This is a genomic window from Salmonella sp. A1325, assembly GCF_056991255.1.
In genome coordinates this window covers 156,834-179,388 of sequence record NZ_JAMLWO010000004.1, presented here as the reverse complement: position 1 = coordinate 179,388, position 22,555 = coordinate 156,834, and the positions used below count along the sequence as shown (strand labels likewise).

Below are 22,555 nucleotides of genomic sequence, written 5' to 3'. Positions count from 1 at the left end.
GGTCATCCTCCTTTTTCGTCTGGCTGAACTATCTTTAGGACAGGCAAGGGAAGAAGTGAGGAAATAACACATGACTAAAGCAGGCAAAATAACCGCCGCCATCACAGGGACTTTCTTGTTGTTGATCGCCATAGTGATTTTGTTGATCGCAACATTTGACTGGAACCGCCTCAAACCGACCATCAACCAGAAAGTCTCTACCGAATTGAACCGGCCTTTCGCTATTCGCGGCGATTTAGGCGTGGTGTGGGAACGCCAAAAACAGGAGACCGGCTGGCGAAGCTGGGTACCGTGGCCGCATGTTCACGCGGAAGACGTCATTCTCGGCAATCCGCCGGATATTCCGGAAGTTACGATGGTGCATCTGCCACGCGTTGAGGCGACGCTTGCTCCGCTGGCGCTCCTGACCAAAACCGTCTGGCTGCCGTGGATCAAACTGGTGAAACCCGACGCGCGTCTTATTCGTCTGTCCGAGAAAACCAATAACTGGACCTTTAACCTCGCGCAAGACAAGAATACGGACCCCAATGCTAAACCTTCCGCCTGGTCCTTCCGGCTGGATAATATTCTCTTCGACCAGGGGCGAATCGCGATCGATGATAAGGTCAGCAAAGCGGATATCACTATTCTGATCGATCCGTTAGGCAAACCGTTGCCGTTCAGCGAAGTGACGGGAACGAAAGGCAAAGCAGACAAATCCACCGTGGGCGACTATGTCTTCGGCCTGAAGGCGCAGGGGCGTTATAACGGGGAACCGTTGACCGGTACGGGGAAAATAGGCGGTATGCTGGCGCTACGCAGCGAAAGTACGCCTTTTCCTGTGCAGGCCGATTTCCGCTCTGGTAATACGCGGGTGGCTTTTAGCGGCGTGGTGAACGAACCGATGAAAATGGGCGGCGTCGATCTGCGGCTTAAATTCTCTGGCGATTCACTGGGTGATTTATATGATTTAACCGGCGTGCTGCTGCCGGATACGCCGCCGTTTGAGACCGATGGGCGATTGGTGGCGAAAATTGACGCCGAAAAGTCATCGGTATTTGATTATCGCGGTTTTAACGGGCGCATTGGCGACAGTGATATCCACGGCTCCCTCACTTATACCACCGGTAAACCGCGCCCTAAACTGGAAGGCGATGTCGAATCGCGCCAGTTACGACTGGCCGATCTTGGGCCGCTGATTGGCGTGGATTCCGGGAAAGACGCTGAGCAGTCGAAACGGTCTGAACAGCGCAAAGGCGAGAAGAATGTTCAGCCGGCGGATAAAGTGTTGCCTTACGATCGCTTTGAAACCGACAAATGGGACGTTATGGACGCCGATGTCCGGTTTAAAGGCCGGCGTATTGAGCATGGCGGCAGTCTACCGATTAGCGATCTTTCGACCCATATCATCCTGAAAAACGCCGACTTACGTCTACAGCCGCTGAAGTTTGGTCTGGCAGGCGGCAGTATTGTCTCCAACATCCATCTGGAAGGGGATAAAAAGCCAATGCAGGGGCGGGCGGATATACAGGCGCGTCGGCTGAAGCTTAAAGAACTGATGCCGGATGTGGAGCTGATGCAGAAAACGCTGGGTGAGCTGAACGGCGATGCGGATATTCGCGGGACGGGCAACTCGGTCGCCGCGCTGCTTGGCAACAGTAACGGCAATCTCAAATTATTGATGAATGATGGATTGATTAGCCGCAACCTGATGGAAATCGTGGGGCTGAACGTCGGCAACTATATTGTCGGGCAGATTTTTGGCGATGACGAAGTGCGGGTTAACTGCGCGGCGGCGAATCTCAATATTGCGAACGGCGTGGCGCGACCGCAAATTTTTGCTTTTGATACAGAAAATGCGCTGATTAACGTGACCGGTACGGCGAGCTTCGCCTCTGAACAGCTCGATTTAACCATTGATCCGGAAAGTAAGGGGATTCGTATTATTACGCTGCGATCGCCGCTGTACGTGCGTGGGACATTTAAAAATCCGCAGGCGGGCGTCAAGCCCGGCCCGCTGATTGCGCGCGGCGCGGTTGCGGCAGCGCTGGCGACGTTGGTAACGCCCGCCGCCGCGCTATTGGCGCTCATTTCGCCCTCTGAAGGCGAAGCCAATCAGTGCCGGACGATTTTAACGCAGATGAAGCAGTAACGTGAAACGTAGCGCCGGATGACGCCATCCGGCGCCCTATTACAACGCCTGATGACGCGTCTCATGGGTTAACAGCAGTGCAATCAGCGTCAGCGCCGCCATTGACGCCAGGTAAACCCCTACCGCCGCCAGCCCGTAGTGGCTTTGCAGCCATGCGGCAATATATGGCGCGACGGAAGCGCCCAGAATTGATGACACATTGTAGGAAAACGATGCGCCGGTATAGCGCACTTCCGTCGGAAATAGCTCCGGCAGCAGCGCTCCCATTGGGCCGAAGGTCAGTCCCATCAGGCTCAGGCCTAACAACAGGAATACGAATACCAGCGCTGGATTGCCTGAACCCAGCAGCGGGGTAAAGGCGAACAACGCGAAGAGAATGATGAGCGTGGTAATGATGACCATGCTTTTCCGACGGCCAAATGCGTCCGCCAGCAGGCCGGCGACGGGCACCATCACGCCGAAACCAATCACCGCCATCATCAGCATCCACAGTATTTCATTGCGCGGCAAGCCAAGCCCCACCGGCGCGGCGGCAGTGCTGTAAGTCATGGAATAGACGGTCATGATATAGAACAGCGTGTAGGTCGCCAGCATAATAAACGTGCCGAGAATGGTTACGCGGACATGCTTCGTCAGCAACGTGCCCAGCGGTATTTTTACCTGCTTTTTCGCTGCGGCGACTTTCGCAAACACCGGCGTTTCATGCAGCGACACGCGCACATACAGGCCGATAATCACCAGCACCGCCGAGAAGATAAACGGCACGCGCCAGCCCCAGCTCATAAACTGCTCGTCGGTCAGCAGCCAGGAGAGCAACAGGAAGGTGCCATTGGCAAAAAAGAAGCCGATCGGCGCGCCCAACTGCGGGAAGGAGCCATACAGCGCGCGTTTGCGCGGCGGCGCATTCTCCGTCGCTAATAACGCCGCGCCGCCCCATTCGCCGCCCAGCCCCAGTCCCTGACCGAAACGCGCCAGCGCCAGCAGCAGCGGCGCGAAAATACCTATCGTCGCGTAGCCCGGTAACAGACCGATAATGACCGTGGAGATCCCCATCGTCAGCAGCGAAGCCACCAGCGTGACTTTGCGGCCTACCCGGTCGCCGAAGTGGCCGAATAGCGCAGAGCCAATCGGACGCGCCACAAACGCGATAGCGAAGGTAGCGAGCGATTGTAGCGTTGCCGCAGTGGGATCGCCCTGGGGGAAGAAGATAAGGGGGAACACGATCACCGCAGCGGTGGCGTAAATATAGAAGTCGAAGAACTCAATCGCGGTGCCGATAAGCGAGGCAATAACGACTTTATTGCGTGAGTTTACCGGAACATGTTCCTGCTCATGGTCGAGTGTTGTGGCGGTTGCTTGCATACTATTTTCTTATTTTTAGCGAACGAATAGCCATATTACGCACAGCAAAAGTTATATTTCAATGTGTAACAAAAGCCAAAAATGGTCAAAAAAAGCGCAAAAAGGGGATAATGTTTAAGCCAGCCATTTTGCGTCTATGAAATGCTTCACATAATTTTAGAATTGGTGGATAAAACTGGTTTCGGGTTAAATAAAAGTTAATTACTGGATTTATATGCTGAAACAATGAGATGAGGCGGAAGGACGTGCCTGATTGTACCGCCGGGTACGCTTTACATGCCCGGCCTGGGTCTACACATCAGTAGGCCGAATGACGACGCCGTGCGTGCCATCCGGCAGCAAGCCGCAGACTAGCGTTGCGTTTTACCCGGCATTCGCGGGTCGTCCTTATATTCGGCGGTGGCTATCCAGGCCGCACAGAATAACGTCAGGCGGGCAAAAAAGTAGAAGAATGCCATCAGACCGAGTACGGAGCCAAACGCCGCGCCGGAAGGCGATTTCACCAGTGACGGCAGCGTATAAGTCATAATGATTTTAATCACCTCAAAACCGATAGCGGCGATAAATGTCCCGCGAATCAACGCTTTTTTACGGGGACGATGGCGAGGCAGTCGCCAGAAAATCCAGAAAAAAAGCAGATAGTTGGCAAAAATAGAGATGGCCAGACCGATCAAATGCCAGGCCGGTTTTAACCATTCGATGCTGTCGAGATACAAGGCGGAGATGATCATCTGCTGGGCGGAACCGGCGATGGAAGTAATGGACAGCGTAATGATTAAAGCGATTAATAATCCAATCAGCGAGATAAAATCGCGCAGATATTTGAGCCAGATTTTCTCCTGATCCTGCGGCTTGCGCTCCCAGACGTCCCGTGACTGGGCGCGAATCGCTTCCCGCAGGTTGCCCATCCAGTTAACGCCGGAATAGAGCGCGATACCCAGTCCGACCAGCCCTACCGTGGTACGCTGTTGAACCGCCGTATTAATCGTATTTTTAAGCGTGGACGCCAGCGTAGGATCGCTCACATTCATCAATATCTTGCTGAAAATATCTTCCAGTAGATTAGGGTGCGAGGCGAGGATAAAACCTGCCGCGGCAAAGGACACCATCATTATCGGGATCATCGACAGAAACGAAAAGTAGGTGATAGCCGCGCCAAACTGATTACCCAGTCGATCGTTAAAACGTTCGGTCGCGCGAATGAGGTGGGCCACCATTGGTTGACGCTGAATTTTTTGCACCAGGGAGGTGACGGAATGCAACGCCTGATTTGCCTTTTCGTTTTTTTCCGGGGCGTCATGCGGCTGCGTTTCTATTTTTTGTATCGGGTCGTGCTCCAGTTCCTGAATAGGGCGTTTTACGTCATTTTCCTGCGTCATCAGGTCGGTAGTCCTTCATCATTAATAGAATATGTCAGTATAGCTTCTCCCCGGTGGATGCTGAAAATGCGGCTACTCTGCGGCCTCTTTAATGGTTTCCGTCAGCCATACCATAAACAGGTGTACCCGGCGGGAAAGATTACGGCGATGGGGATAATGCAGCGTCACCGGCAGTGGAGCGGCGCGATATTGCGGTAAAATTTCAATGAGCGTTCCGGCGCGTAACGCCTCCCGTACAGCAATGCGCGGCGTCTGAATGATCCCTAATCCTGCCAGACAGGCCGTATGCCAGGTCTCCGTACTGTTTACCGTTAGCATTCCGCCGGTTTTTACCCACTGCATACCGTGGGGAGTTTCAAAGGCAAAACCCGGTGAAGAGACTCCCGGCGTTAATGAATAATGCACCACCGCATGTGAGGCGAGGTCGTCAAGGTTTTCTGGATACCCAAAGCGCGCCAGGTATTGTGGGCTGGCGCAGTTCACCCTTCTCAGTTTGCCAAGCGGGCACGTAAGTATCCCTGGCGCATGTAGCGGATCTGTACGCACCACGCAGTCGAAATCTTCCCGTAGTAAATCGACCTGTCGATCGCTACTACAAAGTTCCAGCGCAATGCCGGGATACTGATGCAAAAAAGTGGGCAGGCGCGGCATGATGAGGCTGTTTGCGAGACATGGCGGTATATCTACCCGTATTTTGCCACTGATACTGGCGGGATCAGGCTGGAAAAGACCTTCCAGTTCATCCAGGTTACTCAACAAATCTTTTGCCCGTTCGTAGTAAACCATTCCGTCCTGAGTAAGCTGTACCCGCCGGGTGGTGCGGTGGAGCAGGCGGATGCCCAGTTGATGTTCTAACGCTTGTATTTGCCGTGAGACGCTGCCTTTGGGAAGGCCGATATCCTCTGCTGCACGGGAAAAACTTTCCCGTTCCGCCACGCGTACAAACAATTTCATTGCATATATTTTATCCATCATCAGGCTCTATTATTGTTTTTATTGAAACAGTGACGCTGAAGCGGCTGGTTTTATTGATTTTCTAGCATCTAATAAGCCCTTTCGCAATCATTGCTCGCGTGACAAATACGTCTGATCACGTTGCGCGGCGGATTTATCGCCATCCGGCCAGGCTTTTTAGCGCCAACAAGCCGATAAACGGGACGAGAGCGGTAAAACACGCTGATAGCCGCGGGTGCAGTGGGAGAGAGAAATGCATGTACATACACGGTATTGTCATTGACCCATCGTCGCGGTTTTCAGGCGGATTGGCTATTTTTTAACAAAATGTGCTACTTTATTTTTTGTAACACATCAGGTGAAAAGCAGATATTTCCTTTGTGACACGCCAGGCGTACTCTTCATTAAATTAATATTCAAATTAGCCTTGGCTGTTCGCGCTAATAAGATATTCCTTACTTTAAAACGCTAATTTTAGCGAATTCTGTAATCCCGATGTTGAAGCTGTAAATATTCATAACCTTTCCCTTCCTCAACCAATGACTATCGGTAAAATGGCCTATACCAAATAGCGACTTCTTATTTTACCCTACGGGTAATACCCTTCCTCATCTTGAGACTATTATCTTACCCAGGTGGAGAAAAGTAATGCAGGTAATCATGTTTGACAGGCAGTCAATATTTATTCATGGAATGAAAATCAGTTTGCAGCAGCACATTCCAGGAATAAGTATCCAGAGTGTCGGTCAGGCAGAAGAACTCTGGCAAAAAATAGAAAGCGCGCCGGATGCGCTGGTCATGCTGGATAGCGGCCTGGATGCTGAATTTTGCCGCGAGGTGTTACAAAGAACCGCGCAGCAATTTCCGGAGGTGAAGATTATTATCACAGCGATGGGTGGCAGTCAAAAGTGGCTGCATGAAGTGATGCAATTTAACGTTCAGGCCGTGGTGCCACGCGATTCTGATGCCGAAACCTTTGTCCTTGCGCTCAATGCTGTCGCTCGCGGGATGATGTTTTTACCGGGGGATTGGTTAAATTCAACGGAGCTGGAGTCCCGTGATATAAAAGCGTTAAGCGCCCGCCAGCGGGAAATTTTACAGATGCTTGCCGCAGGAGAATCAAATAAACAAATTGGGCGGGCGTTAAATATTAGTACCGGGACGGTTAAAGCGCATCTGGAGTCGCTTTACCGGCGGCTGGATGTAAAAAATCGTACCCAGGCCGCCATGATGTTAAATGAATCGAATTAACGGCGTTAAATTCGCAGTCCGCTTATTTCTGGCTGTGAAATATCACCCGTATTGATTAATGATAAAAAACGCTGATGTCCGATGCTGAACATCAGCGCAATAAGCGTTTCGCGTTGAAACCGATCATTAAGTTCCGGCAAACAATTCTGTAGCAGCATATCGCAGCTATTGAGGTCATCCAGCAAGAATGCCTCCGCCTGTTCGGGCGTAATGAACGTCAGCGTCTCATCCGGCGTCAACATATGCCCGTAACCAATCACCCAGTTACCCTGCCGATCGCGATACTTTTCCAGCGACAGACCCTGCCACTGTTTAATAAACGCGATGCAGGCGGAGCTAAAGCGAGATGAAATGTGCGGCATGGCATCTTTCTCATAAAAAGCGCGATTATAAAGTGTGCTGCAAGCGTGGCTAGCGGTCAGACGGCCAAACGCAGGCAGGAAAAAGGTCTATGCCGTTCAGCGTCACGCCGCGTTGACAGAATGAAAAACTGATGTTTTTGGTTAGTAACCGATCTTCTTATAAATTTGCAATCATTAAGATTAAGTCACTGAAATGTGGCTAAATCTGTTATATCTATGAAAAAACATAATTAAAAGAAAACGAAGATCTCGTCGCGGGATCGTCTTTTTAGGGAAGATAATGACGAATAGCGCTTCGCAGGCGACACGTGCGCCTTTTGAACATAGCCTGGGGATTATCCGCCAGGCATCAATAGAAATCCTGCTGCTGCTGGGTATTCATACCACTGAGGGAAAAGAGCCCCGGTGGTTCATGGAACAACTTGAGCAGGCGCGTCTTAACCTGGGCGGTTGGGGCGCGGTGGCGAAAAAATTGCGGATAAATGACGCGCAGTTGAGCCAGTTTATGCTGCAACTGCGTCACCTTCAGCAGCATGTTCCCCAGTATGACAGCGGGCAAGAGGTGAGCGAAAATCAACTCCTTGCCGCGTTGCGTTTTGTCACCTCGCTGGAACATCTACGTCAGCAGCAGCCGCTACTGACGTATCAAACTGAGCTGGAAGACCCCGACCAGGAGGCGCATCTTGAGGCGCAGCGTCAGCTTCGGGCGATAGAACTGACGTTAAAAGCGCTTATTGCGCGCGCATGGCCGGATCGGGCGTCGCTGAATCACTACCTCAAGCAACATTTTGGCCCGGACCGTTTGCGCCAGTGGTTAAAACAGGGAGAAGATCAACATGCGCTGGAAGGCATGTTGTTCAGCGAACTGGCGCTTATGGTGGTCGATAAAAAATTGTTTGCCCGTCATTACGTCAGAATTTTTAATGACGCCTCAGCGTTAACGCTGTTCGCCGAGTCGCGCACCACCCTGCGTATGTTTCTGGATGATTGCCGCCTCGCGCGAAACGAGGTTATCGCCAGGCAGCCGCTCACCTCAGCGCAGCTTATGCTGCTAAACGTTCAGTATCAGCAAATCGTTCGGCCCATCCAGCGCGCCTATGCCGAAAAACGTACCCGCGTGAATCCCGCTTCGTTTCTGCTGGCGGATGAACGTGAATTGCGCCAGTTCTGGGAAACCGCGCGGCTTAAAGATCGGCAGGCCGGGGGAGATAAGCATGAGATTAGCGAGAGCATAGAACCACCGCGTAAGCGGCCTCCGCGTACGCCTGAAGAGCGTGAGCAACTTATTTCCGGCACTTTGTGGGCCGGGGTTGGCGTCATGTCGCTGGCGATACTGGCGGGCGCGTTCTGGCTATTTAGTTCGCCGTCGCCAGGCTCCGATAACGGGCAAACTCCCGCAATGGCGCAGGATGAACCGCCGCGCGAGGCGCCTTCCGCGCGGGAAACGCTCAATCATATGGGGATTACCTGGGATGCGTTTACCATGCGGGCGGCGATAGAGCGCAATGATACGCGGGTGACGGCGCTGTTCCTCCAGGGCGGAATGAACTGGCAGCTCGCGTGGACGGAGCAGGCGTTTGCGGCAGGACATACCGAGGTGCTGCAACTGTTGTTGCGTTATCCCGCGCTGATGGATGAGGTCAAACCCTGCCGACGATTTATCACAACGTTAAGTCATGATATGTCGAGCGGCGCGCCGCTGACCGCGATGCATAAAACCTATTTGCAAACGTTTTGCACCGTTCCGGCTGTTGTGACGCGCCAGCAGCACGATACGGAGCAGGCCCGACTGCGCGCTCAGGCCCGGCCCAGCGCAGACAATAAAAAATGGCTGAAAATTCAGTCAGCCATTTATGATGCGATTCACTGAGGCCGGAGCAGGTTAAGGCTCTCCGTAAAGGCCAATCAGGCGGCGCACCACGCCATTGGTCCAGCCGAACCCATCCTGTAGCGGATACTCGCCCCCGCCGCCTTCGCGGGGCGTACCGCCGGAAATATGGTATTTCTCGATCAGTTTATGGTGCTCCTGATAAAAATGGTTCACCGTTTTTAACCAGTTATGGGCGATTTCATCGCCCAGCATATCGTCGCCATACAGTTTGAAGCCCTGAATCGCCATCCATTGCAGCGGTGCCCAGCCGTTCGGTTTATCCCACTGTTCACCGGTTTCGTATTCGGTCGCCATAATCCCGCCGGGCGTTAACAGACGGCTGCGTACCACATTTGCCAGACGGTCGGCCTGCTCGTGGTTCGCCATACCGACATACAGCGGCACGATACTGGCAGCGGAAAAGAGCGCCATTTCTTCGCGTCGCCAGTCATAGTCCCGATAACAGCCGTTTTCATCATCCCACAGATAATGGTTCACGGCGGCGCGTCGATCGCTGGCTTTCTGGCGAAATAGCGCCTCGGTGTCACATTCGCCTTTCAGCGCTGAAATATTGGCGATAGCGCTCTCCAGTTTATACAGAAAAGCGTTCAAATCGATAGGGATAAACTGGGTCGTACGTATGCTGGCAAGCCGGCCCGCATCGCGTAGCCAGCGTGAAGAATAGTCCCAGCCGGACGCCGCCCCGGCGCGCAAATCCCGGTAGACTTCATTGGGCGGACGACCGGAGTGTTTTGCGGTTTCGACATCTTCCAGCCAGGACTCGTCGCGCGGCGTGTCGCGATCGTCCCAGTAGCGGTTCAGCAGGGAACCGTCCGGCATCCGCACAACGTGGCGATAAGCCTGGTTGAGCGCCAGCGATTCGGCGCCGTCCATCCAGAAGGCGTATTCCATTTTGAGATGGTCGAGATAACGCCGCGCGCCGCGTACGCCATCTTCTTCGAACAGTTCAACCATAAGGGCGAAAACCGGCGGCTGCGAGCGGCTCAGATAATAGGTCCGGTTGCCGTTGGGAATATGGCCATAGTTTTCAATCATCCAGGCGAAATTATCCGCCATACATTTAAGTAAGTCTTCGCGCCCGCTTTCCGCCAGACCCAGCATGGTAAAATAAGAGTCCCAATAATAGGTTTCGCTAAAACGGCCTCCCGGCACGATATAGGATTGCGGCAGCGCCAGCAGCGAAGACCACGGAATATGATCCTGCGGTTCGCGCGTCAGTATCGGCCAAAGCTGGTCAATATGTTCTTTGAGCGAGTTTTCGGGGTTAGAGACATACTCGCTGGATAAGGTTTCCGGTAGCCAGAAATGGTTCTCGACGAAGCGGCGTAAGTCAAAATCACGGTGGCGTCTGACCTTACGGTAGCGGATCAGGATATCAAGCGGGTCCATCTTCGGCGCGCAGTCCGGGAACGTTTTACTGTCTGGAAACAGTTTTGTTGACTGTACATGCTCGAACAGTTCGAGATACCGATCGGCAGGGGTCAGGGCGTCAGAGGCGGGAAGCCCCTCGATCATCTCCGGCTCCGGTTCCGCCTCGATCATTTCATCCAGCTTTAACTCGCACGGGTCTGTTTCATAAAGCAGATCGACATCAATAGTCAGATCTTCAGAAGGCGTGGGGTTTAATTTCTGGTTGAGCATAATGACAAGGACCTCCGGCTTGCGTCGTAAAAGATACGGGTGTTGCCCGGCTGTCTATTAAGCGTAGACATTCGCTTCGATACCTGAGTGGCAAAGTGTGCGATAGATCACATTTTGCAATTTGTCTCTCAAGAAAAACACTTCATAACTTACTGAATAATATTGCGAAAATCCTATTTTCATGACGCCCGCCCCAGACCTAAAATCAGAACATTCGTTTCATAGCGGTATCACTACGTCGCCGCATGGCGTGGATTCACAAGCAAAGGTAACGTAAATAGTTATAATACAAGCTATGGCACTATGGTAATACAAATGGATACAAATGATCGAGCAACCCGACAGTAAAAGCGCCAAACCGCTTTATAAGCAGCTTGAAGCCGCCTTAAAAGAGGCCATTGCGCGTGGAGAGTATAAACCAGGCCAGCAGATCCCGACGGAAAATGAACTGAGTGCGCGCTGGCAGGTGAGCAGGGTCACGGTCCGTAAGGCGTTGGATGCGCTGACGCGTGAAAATTTGCTGACCCGTGTCTCCGGCAAAGGCACCTTTGTCTCTGGTGAGAAATTTCAGCGTAGCATGACCGGCATCATGAGTTTCAGCGAGTTATGCCAGTCCCAGGGACGTCGCCCGGGGTCACGCACTATCAAATCCGTTTTTGAATCGGTAGACGATGAGACAAAAGCGTTACTGAATATGAACGATGGCGAAAAAGCGATCGTCATTGAACGTATCCGCTATGCCGACGATGTGGCGGTATCGCTGGAAACCGTACATCTCCCCCCACGTTTTGCGTTTTTGCTGGACGAAGATCTTAATAATCACTCTTTGTATGAATGCTTACGCGAGAAATACCATTTATGGTTTACCCATTCCCGTAAGATGATCGAACTGGTTTATGCCAGCTTTGAAGTCGCCCATTATCTTGGCGTCAACGAGGGTTATCCGCTGATCCTGATAAAAAGTGAAATGATTGATAACAAAGGAGAACTCTCCTGCGTTTCGCAACAGTTGATTGTCGGCGATAAAATACGGTTTACCGTATGATGTCAGCATTACGCTAACGAAGAGCAGGCTGAATCGGGATCCAGATCGCGGATCCCGATTTTTTTTGGTTTCCATCTTGATCATATGTCTTTAAATGTCATATAAAAATAATAATACATTATGAGTCATTTATGGCGAATCCTCGCCTGTATCTTTATGGAAATGCAATGGATACATTCCGCCTGTATTCATAGCGGTGAGTTTTTCCACGGGTCGTTTGAAATTACCGATGCGAATACGCCTTTCTTCTTCCAGTTTTCCGAGGGCAATACGCGGGCGGTGGATGAACGCGCGTTAAACTTCCTGAAAAAATATGGCCAGCGATATTATCCTGAAACTTTCACAGAAGGTGAATGCGTTATTGGCGCGGGACGATGTTGACGGTGTGGTCATTACTCATGGCACTGACACGCTCGATGAAACCGCCTACTTTCTTAATTTGACCGTGAAAAGCGACAAACCGGTGGTGTTTACTGCTGCAATGCGGCCCGCGTCGGCAATCAGCGCCGATGGCGCAAGGGCAGCCAGGGCTGGTGTCTGACTCGCTCAACCCCGCGAAGGCGCGGGTGTTGCTGATGACGGCACTAACTCAGACGCGTAATCCGGAACTGAGCCAGAATTATTTCAGTACGTATTAATCATGAAGGCCTGTGCGCCCACCCTCGAAGATGGGCGCATAAGATATTAACGCATGGTCACAAACTCTTCCGACGCGGTCGGGTGAATAGCGACGGTATTATCGAAGTCTTTCTTGGTAGCGCCCATCTTCAGTGCTACCGCGAAGCCCTGCAACATTTCATCCATGCCGAAGCCGATACCGTGGATACCCACAATTTTTTCTTCCGGCCCGACGCAGACCAGCTTCATACGGCACGGCTGGCGGTGCGTCGTCACCGCGGTATACATAGCGGTAAACGATGATTTATAGACTTTTACCTGCTCGTCGCCGTACTGCTCACGCGCCTGCGGCTCGCTTAACCCGACGGTGCCGATAGGCGGATGGCTAAAGACCACGGTCGGGATGTTGCTGTAGTCCAGATGCTCGTCCGGCTTGTTGTTAAACAGGCGTTCGGAGAGACGGCGACCGGCGGCGACGGCGACTGGCGTTAGTTCTACCGCGCCAGTATTGTCGCCAACGGCGTAAATGCCTTCAACGTTGGTATTCTGGAATTTATCGACAATGATGTAACCTTTTTCATTGGTTTTCACGCCCGCAGCCGCCAGATTAATATTGTCGGTCGACGGTTCGCGACCAATGGCCCAGATCAGGCAATCAACGGTTTCACTGCGGCCATCTTCCAGTTCCAAAGTCAGACTGCCGTCGGCGTTTTTCACCACCGCTTTCGGCACGGCGTGAGTATGCAGTTGCGGGCCTTCGGCGTTCATCACCTCAACCAGCGTTTCGCTAATCATCGGGTCAAAACTGCGCAGCGGCGCATGTTTACGGACAAACAGATGCGTTTTCGCCCCCAGCGCGTTGATAACGCCAGCCAGTTCAACGGCGATATAACCTGCGCCTACCACCGCGACCCGCTCCGGCAAGGCAGACAGCGCAAAGAAACCGTCGGAATCAATGCCGTATTCCACGCCTGGAATCTCAGGATGGCTTGGACGGCCGCCGGTAGCGATCAAAATATGGTCGGCGGTGATGGTTTCGCCGTTCACTTCAATGGTTTTGGCATCGACAAAGCGGGCAAAGCCTTTAATCACATCCACGTTATTTTTGCCCAGCACGTTGTCGTATGAAGTATGGATGCGGTCAATATACGCGGTACGGCTGGCAATCAGCTTGCTCCAGTCGAACTGATTAATCGTGGTGTCAAAACCGTAGTCCGGGCCATACAGATGAATCGCTTCACGAATCTGCGCGGCATGCCACATCACTTTCTTCGGCACGCAGCCCACGTTAACACAGGTGCCGCCCAGCTCTTTGGCTTCGATGAGCGCGCATTTCTGGCCGTACATAGCGGCGCGGTTAATCGAGGCGATACCGCCGCTGCCGCCGCCGATAGCGATGTAATCATAGTGTTTGGTCATGACCGCTCCTTTATGTTCGTTGTCGGACGGATAGATTCTGCGCTACCCGCCAAAATATTCGCGATTGTATACCTGAAGGTGAAAGGTTCCACCGATGGCTGTGATTACTCCGGCACGATCCAGCTTACCGAAGTGTGTCCGTGACCGTTTGGCGCCAACCTGCTGTGCAGCCACGGTAGCACGTTGTTCATCTGCTGCTCCAGTTTCCACGGCGGGTTAACCACGATCATACCGGACGCCGTCATCCCGCGCTGATCGCTGTCCGGGCGGATCGCCAGCTCAATTTGCAGGATTTTACGGATGCCGGTGGCTTCCAGATCATGAATCATGCGCTTAATTTGCTGGCGGAGCACCACCGGATACCATAGCGCGTATGTCCCGGTGGCGAAACGTTTATAACCCTCGCTGATGCCGCTGACTACCGCCTGGTAGTCGGTTTTCATTTCATAAGGCGGGTCAATGAGGATCAGACCGCGGCGGGAAACCGGCGGCAATTTGGCTTTCAGTTGCTGATAGCCGTCAGCGCGTTCCACACGGGCGCGGTTGTCTTTTTGAAACTCCGCGCGCAACAGTGGGAAGTCGCTGGGATGCAATTCCGTGAGTTGCAGACTGTCCTGCTCACGCAGCAACTGGCGGGCGATCAACGGAGAGCCCGGATAGTAGCGTAACTGCCCGCTGCGGTTGAAATGTTTTACGACGCTAATATACGGTTCCAGTTCGGCGGGCAGATCGTCCTGCTGCCAGATACGGGCGATGCCTTCCAGATACTCTCCGGTACGTTCAGCATGTTCGCTGCCCAACTGATAACGCCCCGCGCCCGCGTGCGTGTCCAGATAGAGAAACGGTTTTTCTTTCTCTTTTAGCGACTCGATGATCAGGCTCTGAACGGTATGTTTAAGGACGTCGGCGTGGTTGCCAGCGTGAAAGCTGTGACGATAACTGAGCATGGATGCAGATATTCCGGGAAGTAAACAAGTTAGCCGATAGTTTACCGCAGATCCGCGCAGATTACCCCAGTACCGCCATGTTGTTTCGCGCGTTGTGAAAGTATTGCAAGACGTGTTCGTATCATCAAACCGTCAACTGCGCAGGCCAGCATCGCCTGTGGGCAAGGTAGTGGTTTTGACCTGGCGTTATTCTTAATGAAAGGAACCATAATGAAACTACACATTACTGTACTGGCGTCATCTCTGGCGCTGGCGATGCCGGCACTGGCGAAAGATATTCCCCTGTCCCAGGCGGAGTCGATAGCGAAAAGCGTGACGCCCGACTCGGCGAGCGTCGCCTTTAATGACCTTGAGGCTCAATGGCTGACACAGTTGCGTAAGGCATTACAAGGCGATACCGCCGCGTTGACTCGCGACGCCCTGGCTCAGATGCGACAGAATTCCATCCAGGCGGATAATGCCTGGTTACAGGCTAGCGGTTATGATTTTCATACTACTGAGAATCAACAGATGGGGATTACCCTACTTTCCGCCTTCAATACATTGCCGGAAGCAGTATTGAAAGACAATCTGGCGACGGTGACGGCGATTAATCACGATGCCGATGTTAATACCCGTCACCAGGCGCTGGCGGATGCGGAAAGCGTGGAGTATCTCTATTTCCTGAGCGACGCAATGGGGCCACGGCTGGGGCGGGCATTTCTCGCCGCTTATGATAAAGGTGAGTTGGGCAAAGCGGCAGCGTTGATTAAAGCCTCGGAAGTCAGCACCGGCGCGGCGAAAAAATATTTTCATTACCCGCGTCCTTACCAGGTGCCGGGTAATACTATCCATTTGACGCCGGATGATGTGGTGGTAAAAGATGGTCATCCTTATACCGCAGGTGGCGGTGCTTTTCCCAGCGGACACACGAATACCGGTTATACGGATGCGCTGTTGATGGCGGAAATGATCCCGGAACGCTTTGATGCGCTGGTGATTCGTGGCGCGCGTTATGGCTATTCTCGCCTGGTCCTTGGCGTACACTATCCGCTGGATGTGATGGGCGCGCGGATGGTCGCGCAGCGTAATGTCGCGCATTATCTTAACGATCCGTATTACCGTACGTTATTCAACGAAGCTCGCGCCCAACTGCGCGAGGCGCTGGTGAAAGAGTGCGGTACGACGATTGTCGAATGCGCGGCATCGGCCGGAAAAGACGATCCGTACCGCGATCCGGCTATGCATACCTTCTACCGCTTCACCATGACTTATAACCTGCCGCAACAGAAAGGCGAGCATCAGCCGTTGAAAATACCAAAAGGTGCCGATGTTCTGCTACAGACAGCGCTGCCGAACCTGTCGCCAGCGCAGCGTCAGGCGTTAATGGAAGAGACGGCGTTACCGGCAGGATATCCGTTGTCGGGCGAGACCGAGGATCAACAGTTCTGGCAGCGTCTGGATCTGTCCGCTGCTTACGAGATGGCGAGAAAAACGCGCTGACGTTGTCACCCGGCTTATAAAACGTAAGCCGGGATGATGTTAAAGGCGGCTTATTGCAGCGATACCCACGTCTGTACGCTGTCCATCATTGAAATTCCCCTTACTATCCCCCATTCTAGATCTCATCGCGAGAGCGCCAAAAGCGCGCTCCACTCACCTTCTTCTACAGGACTGCGCATATGACCAATCCATTACTAACGTCTTTTTCACTGCCGCCTTTTTCTGCAATTAAACCGGAGCATGTGGTGCCTGCGGTCACCAAAGCGTTGGCCGATTGCCGGGCGGCGGTAGAAGGCGTTGTGGCGCATGGCGCGCCGTATAGCTGGGAAAACCTCTGCCAGCCGTTGGCGGAAGCCGACGATGTTCTGGGGCGTATTTTCTCGCCAATTAGCCACTTAAACTCGGTGAAAAATAGTCCGGAGCTGCGTGAGGCCTACGAACAGACGCTGCCGCTGCTGTCTGAATACAGCACCTGGGTTGGTCAACATGAAGGGTTGTACAATGCGTACCGCGACCTGCGCGACGGCGATCATTACGCCACTCTGAATACCGCGCAGAAGAAAGCGGTCGATAACGCGCTGCGTGATTTTGAACTGTCCGGCATCGGCCTGCCGAAAGAGAAACAGCAGCGTTACGGCGAAATCGCCACTCGCCTGTCTGAGCTGGGCAACCAGTACAGCAATAATGTGCTCGATGCCACTATGGGCTGGACGAAGCTCATCACCGACGAAGCCGAGCTGGCGGGAATGCCGGAAAGCGCTCTGGCGGCAGCAAAGGCCCAGGCGGAAGCCAAAGAGCAGGAAGGTTACCTGCTGACCCTGGATATCCCGAGCTATCTGCCGGTCATGACCTACTGCGACAACCAGGCGTTGCGCGAAGAGATGTATCGCGCCTATTCCACTCGCGCCTCCGATCAGGGGCCGAACGCCGGTAAGTGGGATAACAGCCCGGTGATGGAAGAAATTCTTGCGCTGCGCCATGAACTGGCGCAACTGCTGGGCTTCGAAAATTATGCCCATGAATCGCTGGCCACCAAAATGGCGGAAAATCCGCAGCAGGTGCTCGACTTCCTGACCGATTTGGCGAAACGCGCCCGTCCGCAGGGGGAAAAAGAGCTGGCCCAGCTGCGCGCCTTCGCCAAAGCCGAATTTGGCGTTGAGGAGCTGCAACCGTGGGATATCGCGTACTACAGTGAAAAGCAAAAACAGCACCTGTACAGCATCAGCGATGAGCAGCTACGTCCGTACTTCCCGGAAAACAAAGCCGTGAATGGCCTGTTTGAAGTGGTGAAACGTATTTACGGCATCACTGCCAAAGAGCGTACTGACGTTGATGTCTGGCACCCGGAAGTACGTTTCTTTGAACTGTATGACGAAAATAACGAGCTGCGCGGCAGCTTCTACCTTGACCTGTACGCGCGCGAACACAAACGCGGCGGGGCGTGGATGGACGACTGTGTCGGCCAGATGCGTAAGGCGGACGGCACATTGCAAAAGCCGGTCGCTTATCTGACCTGTAATTTCAACCGTCCGGTGAACGGTAAACCCGCTCTGTTTACCCATGACGAAGTGATCACCCTGTTCCACGAGTTTGGTCATGGCTTGCATCATATGTTGACCCGCATTGAGACCGCCGGGGTCTCCGGTATCAGCGGGGTGCCGTGGGACGCGGTCGAACTGCCGAGCCAGTTTATGGAAAACTGGTGCTGGGAGCCGGAAGCGCTGGCGTTTATCTCCGGCCACTATGAAACCGGCGAGCCGTTGCCGAAGGAACTGCTGGATAAAATGCTGGCGGCGAAAAACTATCAGGCGGCGCTGTTTATTCTGCGTCAACTGGAGTTCGGTCTGTTTGATTTCCGTCTGCATGCGGAATTTAACCCGCAGCAAGGGGCGAAAATTCTTGAGACGCTCTTTGAAATTAAAAAACAGGTCGCCGTGGTGCCGTCACCGACATGGGGTCGCTTTCCACATGCGTTCAGCCATATCTTTGCTGGCGGCTATGCGGCAGGCTACTACAGCTATCTGTGGGCCGACGTACTGGCGGCGGACGCTTATTCCCGCTTTGAGGAAGAAGGCATTTTCAACCGTGAGACCGGTCAGTCGTTCCTTGATAACATCCTGACTCGCGGTGGTTCTGAAGAGCCGATGGAACTCTTTAAACGCTTCCGTGGCCGTGAACCACAACTGGACGCGATGCTGGAGCATTACGGGATTAAAGGCTGATTTTACGTGCAAATCTGCTTAATGGATGAAACGGGCGCCACAGACGGCGCCTTATCTGCTCTGGCTGCCCGCTGGGGACTGGAGCATGACGAAGACAACCCGATGGCGCTGGTATTGACGCCGCAACATCTGGAGCTGCGCAAGCGCGACGAACCGAAGCTCGGCGGCATTTTCGTCGATTTTGTCGGCGGCGCGATGGCCCATCGACGTAAGTTCGGCGGCGGGCGCGGCGAAGCGGTGGCGAAGGCGGTCGGTATTAAGGGCGATTATCTGCCGGATGTGGTCGATGCCACGGCCGGACTGGGGCGCGATGCGTTTGTACTGGCGTCCGTCGGTTGCCGCGTGCGGATGCTGGAGCGTAATCCGGTGGTCGCCGCGTTGCTCGATGACGGTCTGGCGCGCGGCTACGCCGATGCGGATATTGGCGGCTGGCTTCAGGAGCGTTTGCAGTTGATTCATGCTTCCAGCCTGACGGCGTTAACCGATATCACGCCGCGCCCGCAGGTGGTCTACCTCGATCCGATGTTTCCTCACCGGCAGAAAAGCGCGCTGGTGAAGAAAGAGATGCGGGTGTTTCAGTCGTTGGTGGGGCCGGATTTAGACGCCGACGGACTGCTGGAACCGGCGCGTCAGTTGGCGACCAAACGCGTGGTGGTCAAACGTCCCGATTATGCGCCGCCGCTGGCGGATGTCGCGACGCCCAACGCCATCGTCACCAAAGGGCATCGGTTTGATATTTATGCCGGAACCCCTCTGACGGAGTAACGGATTGCCCGATGGCGTTGCGCTTATCGGGCCTACGATTCTCAATTATTTGTAGGCCGGATAAGGCGTAAGCCGCATCCGGCACTGAGTATTACTGTTCGGTACTTGGCGTATTAATCATTCGGTTTAACCACGGCACCATAATGGCCATCACCACGGTGACCGCCAGCGTTACCAGACCAATTTTGCTAAAGACGCCGGTATAAATTGGCAGCGTCTGTAACGGATCGGTGATGTTTTCCGGTACGGCAGTGAAGGTCGCCACATAACCGCCGAGCAGGAAGGCGGCGGCCTGGGTCAGGAACCACATTCCCAGAATAAAGCCCATCAGATGCTGCGGCACCAGAGCGGCGACCATTGCCAGCCCCAGCGCGCTAATCAGCAGCTCGCCCAGACTCTGGAACAGATACACCAGCACGATAAACCACGGCGACGTCAATCCTTGCGCATCGGCAAACCACATCCCGGCGGCGGCGGCGGTCAGAAAACCCAGCGCGCAGAGGAACATGCCAAGCGTAAACTTCATCGGCATAGTCAGATCTTTGCCTTTGCTACCCAGTCGGGTGTAAATCGCTGCCAGTACCGGACTGGCGACGACCACCCAGAATGGGTTCAGCGCCTGAAAACTCACCGGGTTAATGGCGAATCCAAGAATTTCATGATGCACATTATTAATCGCAAAGAAGTTCAGCGAGGTAGGCATCTGCGCATACAGAATGTAAAACAGCACGGCTTCAATCATCAGAATAAACGCCACGAACATTTTATTGCGGCCGGTTTTATCCAGACGAAACGCTTCGCGAAAGAAGAAGATAGTGACGACGATAGAAAGGACGATGAGCACCAGATTGGCAATCTTAACGTTGTGCATCAGCCAGGCGCAGAGGAAAATCATGACGACGGTGCCGAGCAGTACCAGCAGCAAATTGCGAAAACGTAGCGGTTTATGATCCGGTTCAGAACCGATATTTTTCACCATGCCACGGCAGGCGAAGTACACCAGAAGCGCAACAATTAAACCAGCGCCGCACAGATTATAGGTCACCGCATAGCCAAATTTATCGGCAATCACCGGCGCCAGCGATAGCGATAACAAAGAACCGATGTTAATCGACATATAAAACAGGGTGAAAGCGCCATCCAGCCGGGGATCTTTAGGCTGATAGCATTTAGAGAGCAGGCTGGCGGGATTGGCTTTAAATAACCCGTTGCCCACGGCAATCGTACCTAGTGCGATAAAAATCAGATCGGGATTTAATAGCGACATGCCGGTCATAAAATAGCCAATCGCCAGCACAATCGCGCCCAGGACCAGGGTGCGTTTAGTCCCTAACAGATGGTCGCCAACATAGCCGCCGATGGAGATCAGGCCATAAACCAGCGCTGCAAAAGCGCCAAAGGTAATAAAGGCCTGTTCCTGAGAAAAACCCAATTGTTTAACGAAAAAGACCGCCAGGATGCCCTGGACGCCGTAATAGCCAAATCGTTCCCATAATTCTACAAAAAAGATCATGAAGAATGGACGAGGTTGCTGCAGCAAGCCCGTAGGTGCAGTTGTATTCATATTCCTTCGCCTTTTAATGCCATCCCGAAACGTATGAGCGCGTATATCAAAACGCGCCGAAAAGACTTACCCTGATATAGACTGCGGTTATTAGCCTGGTCAATAGGTTATTATACAAATGATACGCAAACTAATTAGTGGATCACACTAATTATGTTTGGTGTGATGGAATGATGTACTGAGTACTGCGAAGAAGGGGGGATAAACAAAACGCCCACATAAGCGGGCGTTGTTGTTGATAGCCGGAATTTGCCTGATGGTTCAGGCCAACCTGATTGACTATAGACCAGATGCGGTCTTAGCCGCCAGCCGGCACGGCAAGTATTACTCTTCTTCGTCGCGCAGCGGAACAATCAGCATGTCAACGTGAACGGTGTTGATCAGCTGGCGCGCAGAAGACATCAGTTTGCTCCAGAAGTCCTGGTGATGACCGCAAACGACCAGATCCATATCGTATTTCTTGATGGCGTCAACCAGCACCTGGCCCAAATCGCCGCTACCGCTCAGGGTTTCAGTGATAGGGTAGCCAGCGTTGGTAGACAGCTCGGTCAGCGCGTGGTGGGTTTCTTCGGAGATACGTTTCTGCATATCGCCCAGATTGACGTCAATCAGACCGGTGTACAGGTCAGAATAGTTCACATCAACGTGGATGAGGGAGATTTTCGCGTTGTAGGGGCGCGCCATAGAGACCGCTTTTTCAACCAGAACTTTACTTTCCGGGGAGAGATCAACTGCGATAAGAATGTGTTTATAAGCCATAGTGTTACTCCTTCCATAAGTTGTCGATGACCATTGAGCTACTGGCGTTTCTTATGCCGCCGCGTCACCCGCGTCCTGCGAACTCTATGCGCGGGGCTAGCTCAGCCGTTTACCATAACTATCCTTACATTATAGCGACCAGGATAATCCGTCAATCTGCCTTGCTTGCCAGTTAGTTAAACAAAATTTTCAGGGAATTGCATTGATAGTGATTAACCTTCTGGTAAAAAAATTAACTGATCTCCTACAATGTGTATAAGAGCCGTTCGAATGCGGAGCGCTAATATGGACGGCTTTCGTAGTACTCTTTCACTGATTGTCTGGCAGGGTATCGGGGAGCGGTAGTCCCGGAGAGGAACTCCGTGGGCGGGTCGCCGGGGAGGAGATATGATAAGCACCGTCTCACTATTCTGGGCTTTATGTGTCGTTTGCATTGTTAATATGGCGCGCTATTTCTCATCACTACGCGCACTGTTAGTGGTACTTCGTGGTTGCGATCCTTTGCTCTATCAATATGTCGATGGCGGCGGCTTCTTTACCACGCATGGTCAGCCCAACAAACAGGTGCGCCTGGTATGGTATATCTACGCTCAGCGCTATCGCGATCATCATGATGAAGAATTTATTCGCCGTTGTGAACGCGTGCGCCGCCAGTTTCTGCTGACCAGCGCGTTATGCGGTTTGGTGGTGGTGAGCTTGATTGCGCTCATGATTTGGCACTGAATGAAAAAAGCGGGCCAGTTTCCTGACCCGCTCGTGTTAG

The 22,555-nt window shown here is 53.0% G+C and carries 17 protein-coding genes and 2 pseudogenes; 10 read left to right on the top strand and 9 right to left on the bottom strand.

Annotated features, from left to right (window positions below; all coding sequences use genetic code 11):
- Nucleotides 1-70: 70 nt before the first annotated feature.
- Nucleotides 71-2,131, top strand: a complete 2,061-nt coding sequence (locus NAZ64_RS10150; protein ID WP_000158674.1) for an AsmA family protein — start codon at nucleotides 71-73, stop codon at nucleotides 2,129-2,131.
- 39 nt (nucleotides 2,132-2,170) lie between these two features.
- Here the strand turns inward: NAZ64_RS10150 and NAZ64_RS10145 are convergent, their stop codons facing one another.
- The 3 genes from NAZ64_RS10145 to NAZ64_RS10135 all read right to left on the bottom strand — a co-directional run bounded on the left by NAZ64_RS10145 (nucleotide 2,171) and on the right by NAZ64_RS10135 (nucleotide 5,844).
- Nucleotides 2,171-3,493 (bottom strand): MFS transporter, encoded by a 1,323-nt coding sequence (locus NAZ64_RS10145; protein ID WP_001148981.1) that lies wholly within the window; start codon nucleotides 3,491-3,493, stop codon nucleotides 2,171-2,173.
- Between the two features lie 350 nt (nucleotides 3,494-3,843).
- A complete protein-coding gene (gene yhjD / locus NAZ64_RS10140; protein ID WP_000191230.1) occupies nucleotides 3,844-4,872 on the bottom strand; it encodes an inner membrane protein YhjD in 1,029 nt (342 codons plus the stop codon).
- A 72-nt stretch (nucleotides 4,873-4,944) separates the two neighbouring features.
- Entirely contained in the window at nucleotides 4,945-5,844 is a 900-nt protein-coding gene (locus tag NAZ64_RS10135; RefSeq protein WP_220569905.1) for a LysR family transcriptional regulator, read from the bottom strand.
- Nucleotides 5,845-6,474: 630 nt separating this feature from the next.
- Between NAZ64_RS10135 and NAZ64_RS10130 the strand changes: the two genes are divergently transcribed.
- A complete protein-coding gene (locus NAZ64_RS10130) occupies nucleotides 6,475-7,077 on the top strand; it encodes a helix-turn-helix transcriptional regulator (protein ID WP_023218886.1) in 603 nt (200 codons plus the stop codon).
- 5 nt (nucleotides 7,078-7,082) lie between these two features.
- On the opposite strand, the gene NAZ64_RS10125 is transcribed toward NAZ64_RS10130, so the two are convergent.
- Nucleotides 7,083-7,439, bottom strand: coding sequence for a glycoside hydrolase family protein (locus NAZ64_RS10125; protein ID WP_001120252.1), 357 nt, complete (start codon nucleotides 7,437-7,439; stop codon nucleotides 7,083-7,085).
- A 280-nt stretch (nucleotides 7,440-7,719) separates the two neighbouring features.
- Here NAZ64_RS10125 and NAZ64_RS10120 point away from each other — a divergent pair, with 280 nt between their 5' ends.
- Nucleotides 7,720-9,309, top strand: a complete 1,590-nt coding sequence (locus NAZ64_RS10120; RefSeq protein ID WP_220569578.1) for an STY4199 family HEPN domain-containing protein — start codon at nucleotides 7,720-7,722, stop codon at nucleotides 9,307-9,309.
- A 12-nt stretch (nucleotides 9,310-9,321) separates the two neighbouring features.
- Here the strand turns inward: NAZ64_RS10120 and NAZ64_RS10115 are convergent, their stop codons facing one another.
- Nucleotides 9,322-10,971: an alpha,alpha-trehalase gene (locus tag NAZ64_RS10115; protein WP_220569579.1), complete on the bottom strand. Its 1,650-nt coding sequence runs from the start codon at nucleotides 10,969-10,971 to the stop codon at nucleotides 9,322-9,324.
- Between the two features lie 325 nt (nucleotides 10,972-11,296).
- Here NAZ64_RS10115 and NAZ64_RS10110 point away from each other — a divergent pair, with 325 nt between their 5' ends.
- The 3 genes and pseudogenes from NAZ64_RS10110 to NAZ64_RS10100 form a co-directional block, all read left to right on the top strand.
- Nucleotides 11,297-12,016: a GntR family transcriptional regulator gene (locus NAZ64_RS10110; protein WP_076935806.1), complete on the top strand. Its 720-nt coding sequence runs from the start codon at nucleotides 11,297-11,299 to the stop codon at nucleotides 12,014-12,016.
- Between the two features lie 147 nt (nucleotides 12,017-12,163).
- A pseudogene (locus NAZ64_RS10105) lies at nucleotides 12,164-12,397 on the top strand (phosphoheptose isomerase family protein); the annotation flags it as partial.
- Nucleotides 12,324-12,533, top strand: a pseudogene (locus tag NAZ64_RS10100) (asparaginase domain-containing protein); the annotation flags it as partial. The pseudogenes NAZ64_RS10105 and NAZ64_RS10100, both read left to right, overlap by 74 nt.
- Before the next feature lie 167 nt (nucleotides 12,534-12,700).
- On the opposite strand, the gene gorA reads toward NAZ64_RS10100, so the two are convergent.
- Together gorA and NAZ64_RS10090 are read right to left on the bottom strand one after the other, a co-directional pair.
- On the bottom strand, nucleotides 12,701-14,053 hold the full coding sequence (gorA, locus tag NAZ64_RS10095) for a glutathione-disulfide reductase (protein ID WP_000160773.1): 1,353 nt from the start codon (nucleotides 14,051-14,053) through the stop codon (nucleotides 12,701-12,703).
- A gap of 104 nt (nucleotides 14,054-14,157) precedes the next feature.
- Complete coding sequence (locus tag NAZ64_RS10090) at nucleotides 14,158-15,000, bottom strand: 23S rRNA (adenine(2030)-N(6))-methyltransferase RlmJ (protein WP_000954233.1); 843 nt, start codon at nucleotides 14,998-15,000, stop codon at nucleotides 14,158-14,160.
- 210 nt (nucleotides 15,001-15,210) lie between these two features.
- On the opposite strand from NAZ64_RS10090, the gene NAZ64_RS10085 reads away from it, so the two are divergent.
- The 3 genes from NAZ64_RS10085 to rsmJ all read left to right on the top strand — a co-directional run bounded on the left by NAZ64_RS10085 (nucleotide 15,211) and on the right by rsmJ (nucleotide 19,469).
- A complete protein-coding gene (locus NAZ64_RS10085) occupies nucleotides 15,211-16,482 on the top strand; it encodes an acid phosphatase (RefSeq protein ID WP_000766150.1) in 1,272 nt (423 codons plus the stop codon).
- A gap of 179 nt (nucleotides 16,483-16,661) precedes the next feature.
- On the top strand, nucleotides 16,662-18,704 hold the full coding sequence (prlC, locus tag NAZ64_RS10080; RefSeq protein ID WP_000184178.1) for an oligopeptidase A: 2,043 nt from the start codon (nucleotides 16,662-16,664) through the stop codon (nucleotides 18,702-18,704).
- A gap of 6 nt (nucleotides 18,705-18,710) precedes the next feature.
- On the top strand, nucleotides 18,711-19,469 hold the full coding sequence (gene rsmJ / locus NAZ64_RS10075) for a 16S rRNA (guanine(1516)-N(2))-methyltransferase RsmJ (protein ID WP_039513546.1): 759 nt from the start codon (nucleotides 18,711-18,713) through the stop codon (nucleotides 19,467-19,469).
- Nucleotides 19,470-19,560: 91 nt separating this feature from the next.
- Here rsmJ and dtpB read toward each other — a convergent pair whose 3' ends face one another.
- Together dtpB and uspA are read right to left on the bottom strand one after the other, a co-directional pair.
- On the bottom strand, nucleotides 19,561-21,033 hold the full coding sequence (dtpB, locus tag NAZ64_RS10070; protein ID WP_220569580.1) for a dipeptide/tripeptide permease DtpB: 1,473 nt from the start codon (nucleotides 21,031-21,033) through the stop codon (nucleotides 19,561-19,563).
- A gap of 324 nt (nucleotides 21,034-21,357) precedes the next feature.
- Nucleotides 21,358-21,792, bottom strand: coding sequence for a universal stress protein UspA (gene uspA, locus NAZ64_RS10065; RefSeq protein ID WP_000323565.1), 435 nt, complete (start codon nucleotides 21,790-21,792; stop codon nucleotides 21,358-21,360).
- A gap of 387 nt (nucleotides 21,793-22,179) precedes the next feature.
- On the opposite strand from uspA, the gene uspB reads away from it, so the two are divergent.
- On the top strand, nucleotides 22,180-22,515 hold the full coding sequence (uspB, locus tag NAZ64_RS10060) for a universal stress protein UspB (RefSeq protein WP_000626193.1): 336 nt from the start codon (nucleotides 22,180-22,182) through the stop codon (nucleotides 22,513-22,515).
- The last annotated feature ends 40 nt before the right edge of the window (nucleotides 22,516-22,555 follow it).

Excerpts from the sequence above, each read along its gene's own strand:
- NAZ64_RS10135 (WP_220569905.1), bottom strand. The coding sequence starts at position 5,844 with ATGGATAAAATATATGCAATGAAATTGTTTGTACGCGTGGCGGAACGG.
- dtpB (WP_220569580.1), bottom strand. The coding sequence starts at position 21,033 with ATGAATACAACTGCACCTACGGGCTTGCTGCAGCAACCTCGTCCATTC.
- yhjD (WP_000191230.1), bottom strand. The coding sequence starts at position 4,872 with ATGACGCAGGAAAATGACGTAAAACGCCCTATTCAGGAACTGGAGCAC.
- NAZ64_RS10115 (WP_220569579.1), bottom strand. The coding sequence starts at position 10,971 with ATGCTCAACCAGAAATTAAACCCCACGCCTTCTGAAGATCTGACTATT.
- uspA (WP_000323565.1), bottom strand. The coding sequence starts at position 21,792 with ATGGCTTATAAACACATTCTTATCGCAGTTGATCTCTCCCCGGAAAGT.
- NAZ64_RS10125 (WP_001120252.1), bottom strand. The coding sequence starts at position 7,439 with ATGCCGCACATTTCATCTCGCTTTAGCTCCGCCTGCATCGCGTTTATT.
- NAZ64_RS10110 (WP_076935806.1), top strand. The coding sequence starts at position 11,297 with ATGATCGAGCAACCCGACAGTAAAAGCGCCAAACCGCTTTATAAGCAG.
- gorA (WP_000160773.1), bottom strand. The coding sequence starts at position 14,053 with ATGACCAAACACTATGATTACATCGCTATCGGCGGCGGCAGCGGCGGT.
- NAZ64_RS10120 (WP_220569578.1), top strand. The coding sequence starts at position 7,720 with ATGACGAATAGCGCTTCGCAGGCGACACGTGCGCCTTTTGAACATAGC.
- prlC (WP_000184178.1), top strand. The coding sequence starts at position 16,662 with ATGACCAATCCATTACTAACGTCTTTTTCACTGCCGCCTTTTTCTGCA.
- NAZ64_RS10130 (WP_023218886.1), top strand. The coding sequence starts at position 6,475 with ATGCAGGTAATCATGTTTGACAGGCAGTCAATATTTATTCATGGAATG.
- NAZ64_RS10145 (WP_001148981.1), bottom strand. The coding sequence starts at position 3,493 with ATGCAAGCAACCGCCACAACACTCGACCATGAGCAGGAACATGTTCCG.
- NAZ64_RS10085 (WP_000766150.1), top strand. The coding sequence starts at position 15,211 with ATGAAACTACACATTACTGTACTGGCGTCATCTCTGGCGCTGGCGATG.
- NAZ64_RS10090 (WP_000954233.1), bottom strand. The coding sequence starts at position 15,000 with ATGCTCAGTTATCGTCACAGCTTTCACGCTGGCAACCACGCCGACGTC.
- uspB (WP_000626193.1), top strand. The coding sequence starts at position 22,180 with ATGATAAGCACCGTCTCACTATTCTGGGCTTTATGTGTCGTTTGCATT.
- NAZ64_RS10150 (WP_000158674.1), top strand. The coding sequence starts at position 71 with ATGACTAAAGCAGGCAAAATAACCGCCGCCATCACAGGGACTTTCTTG.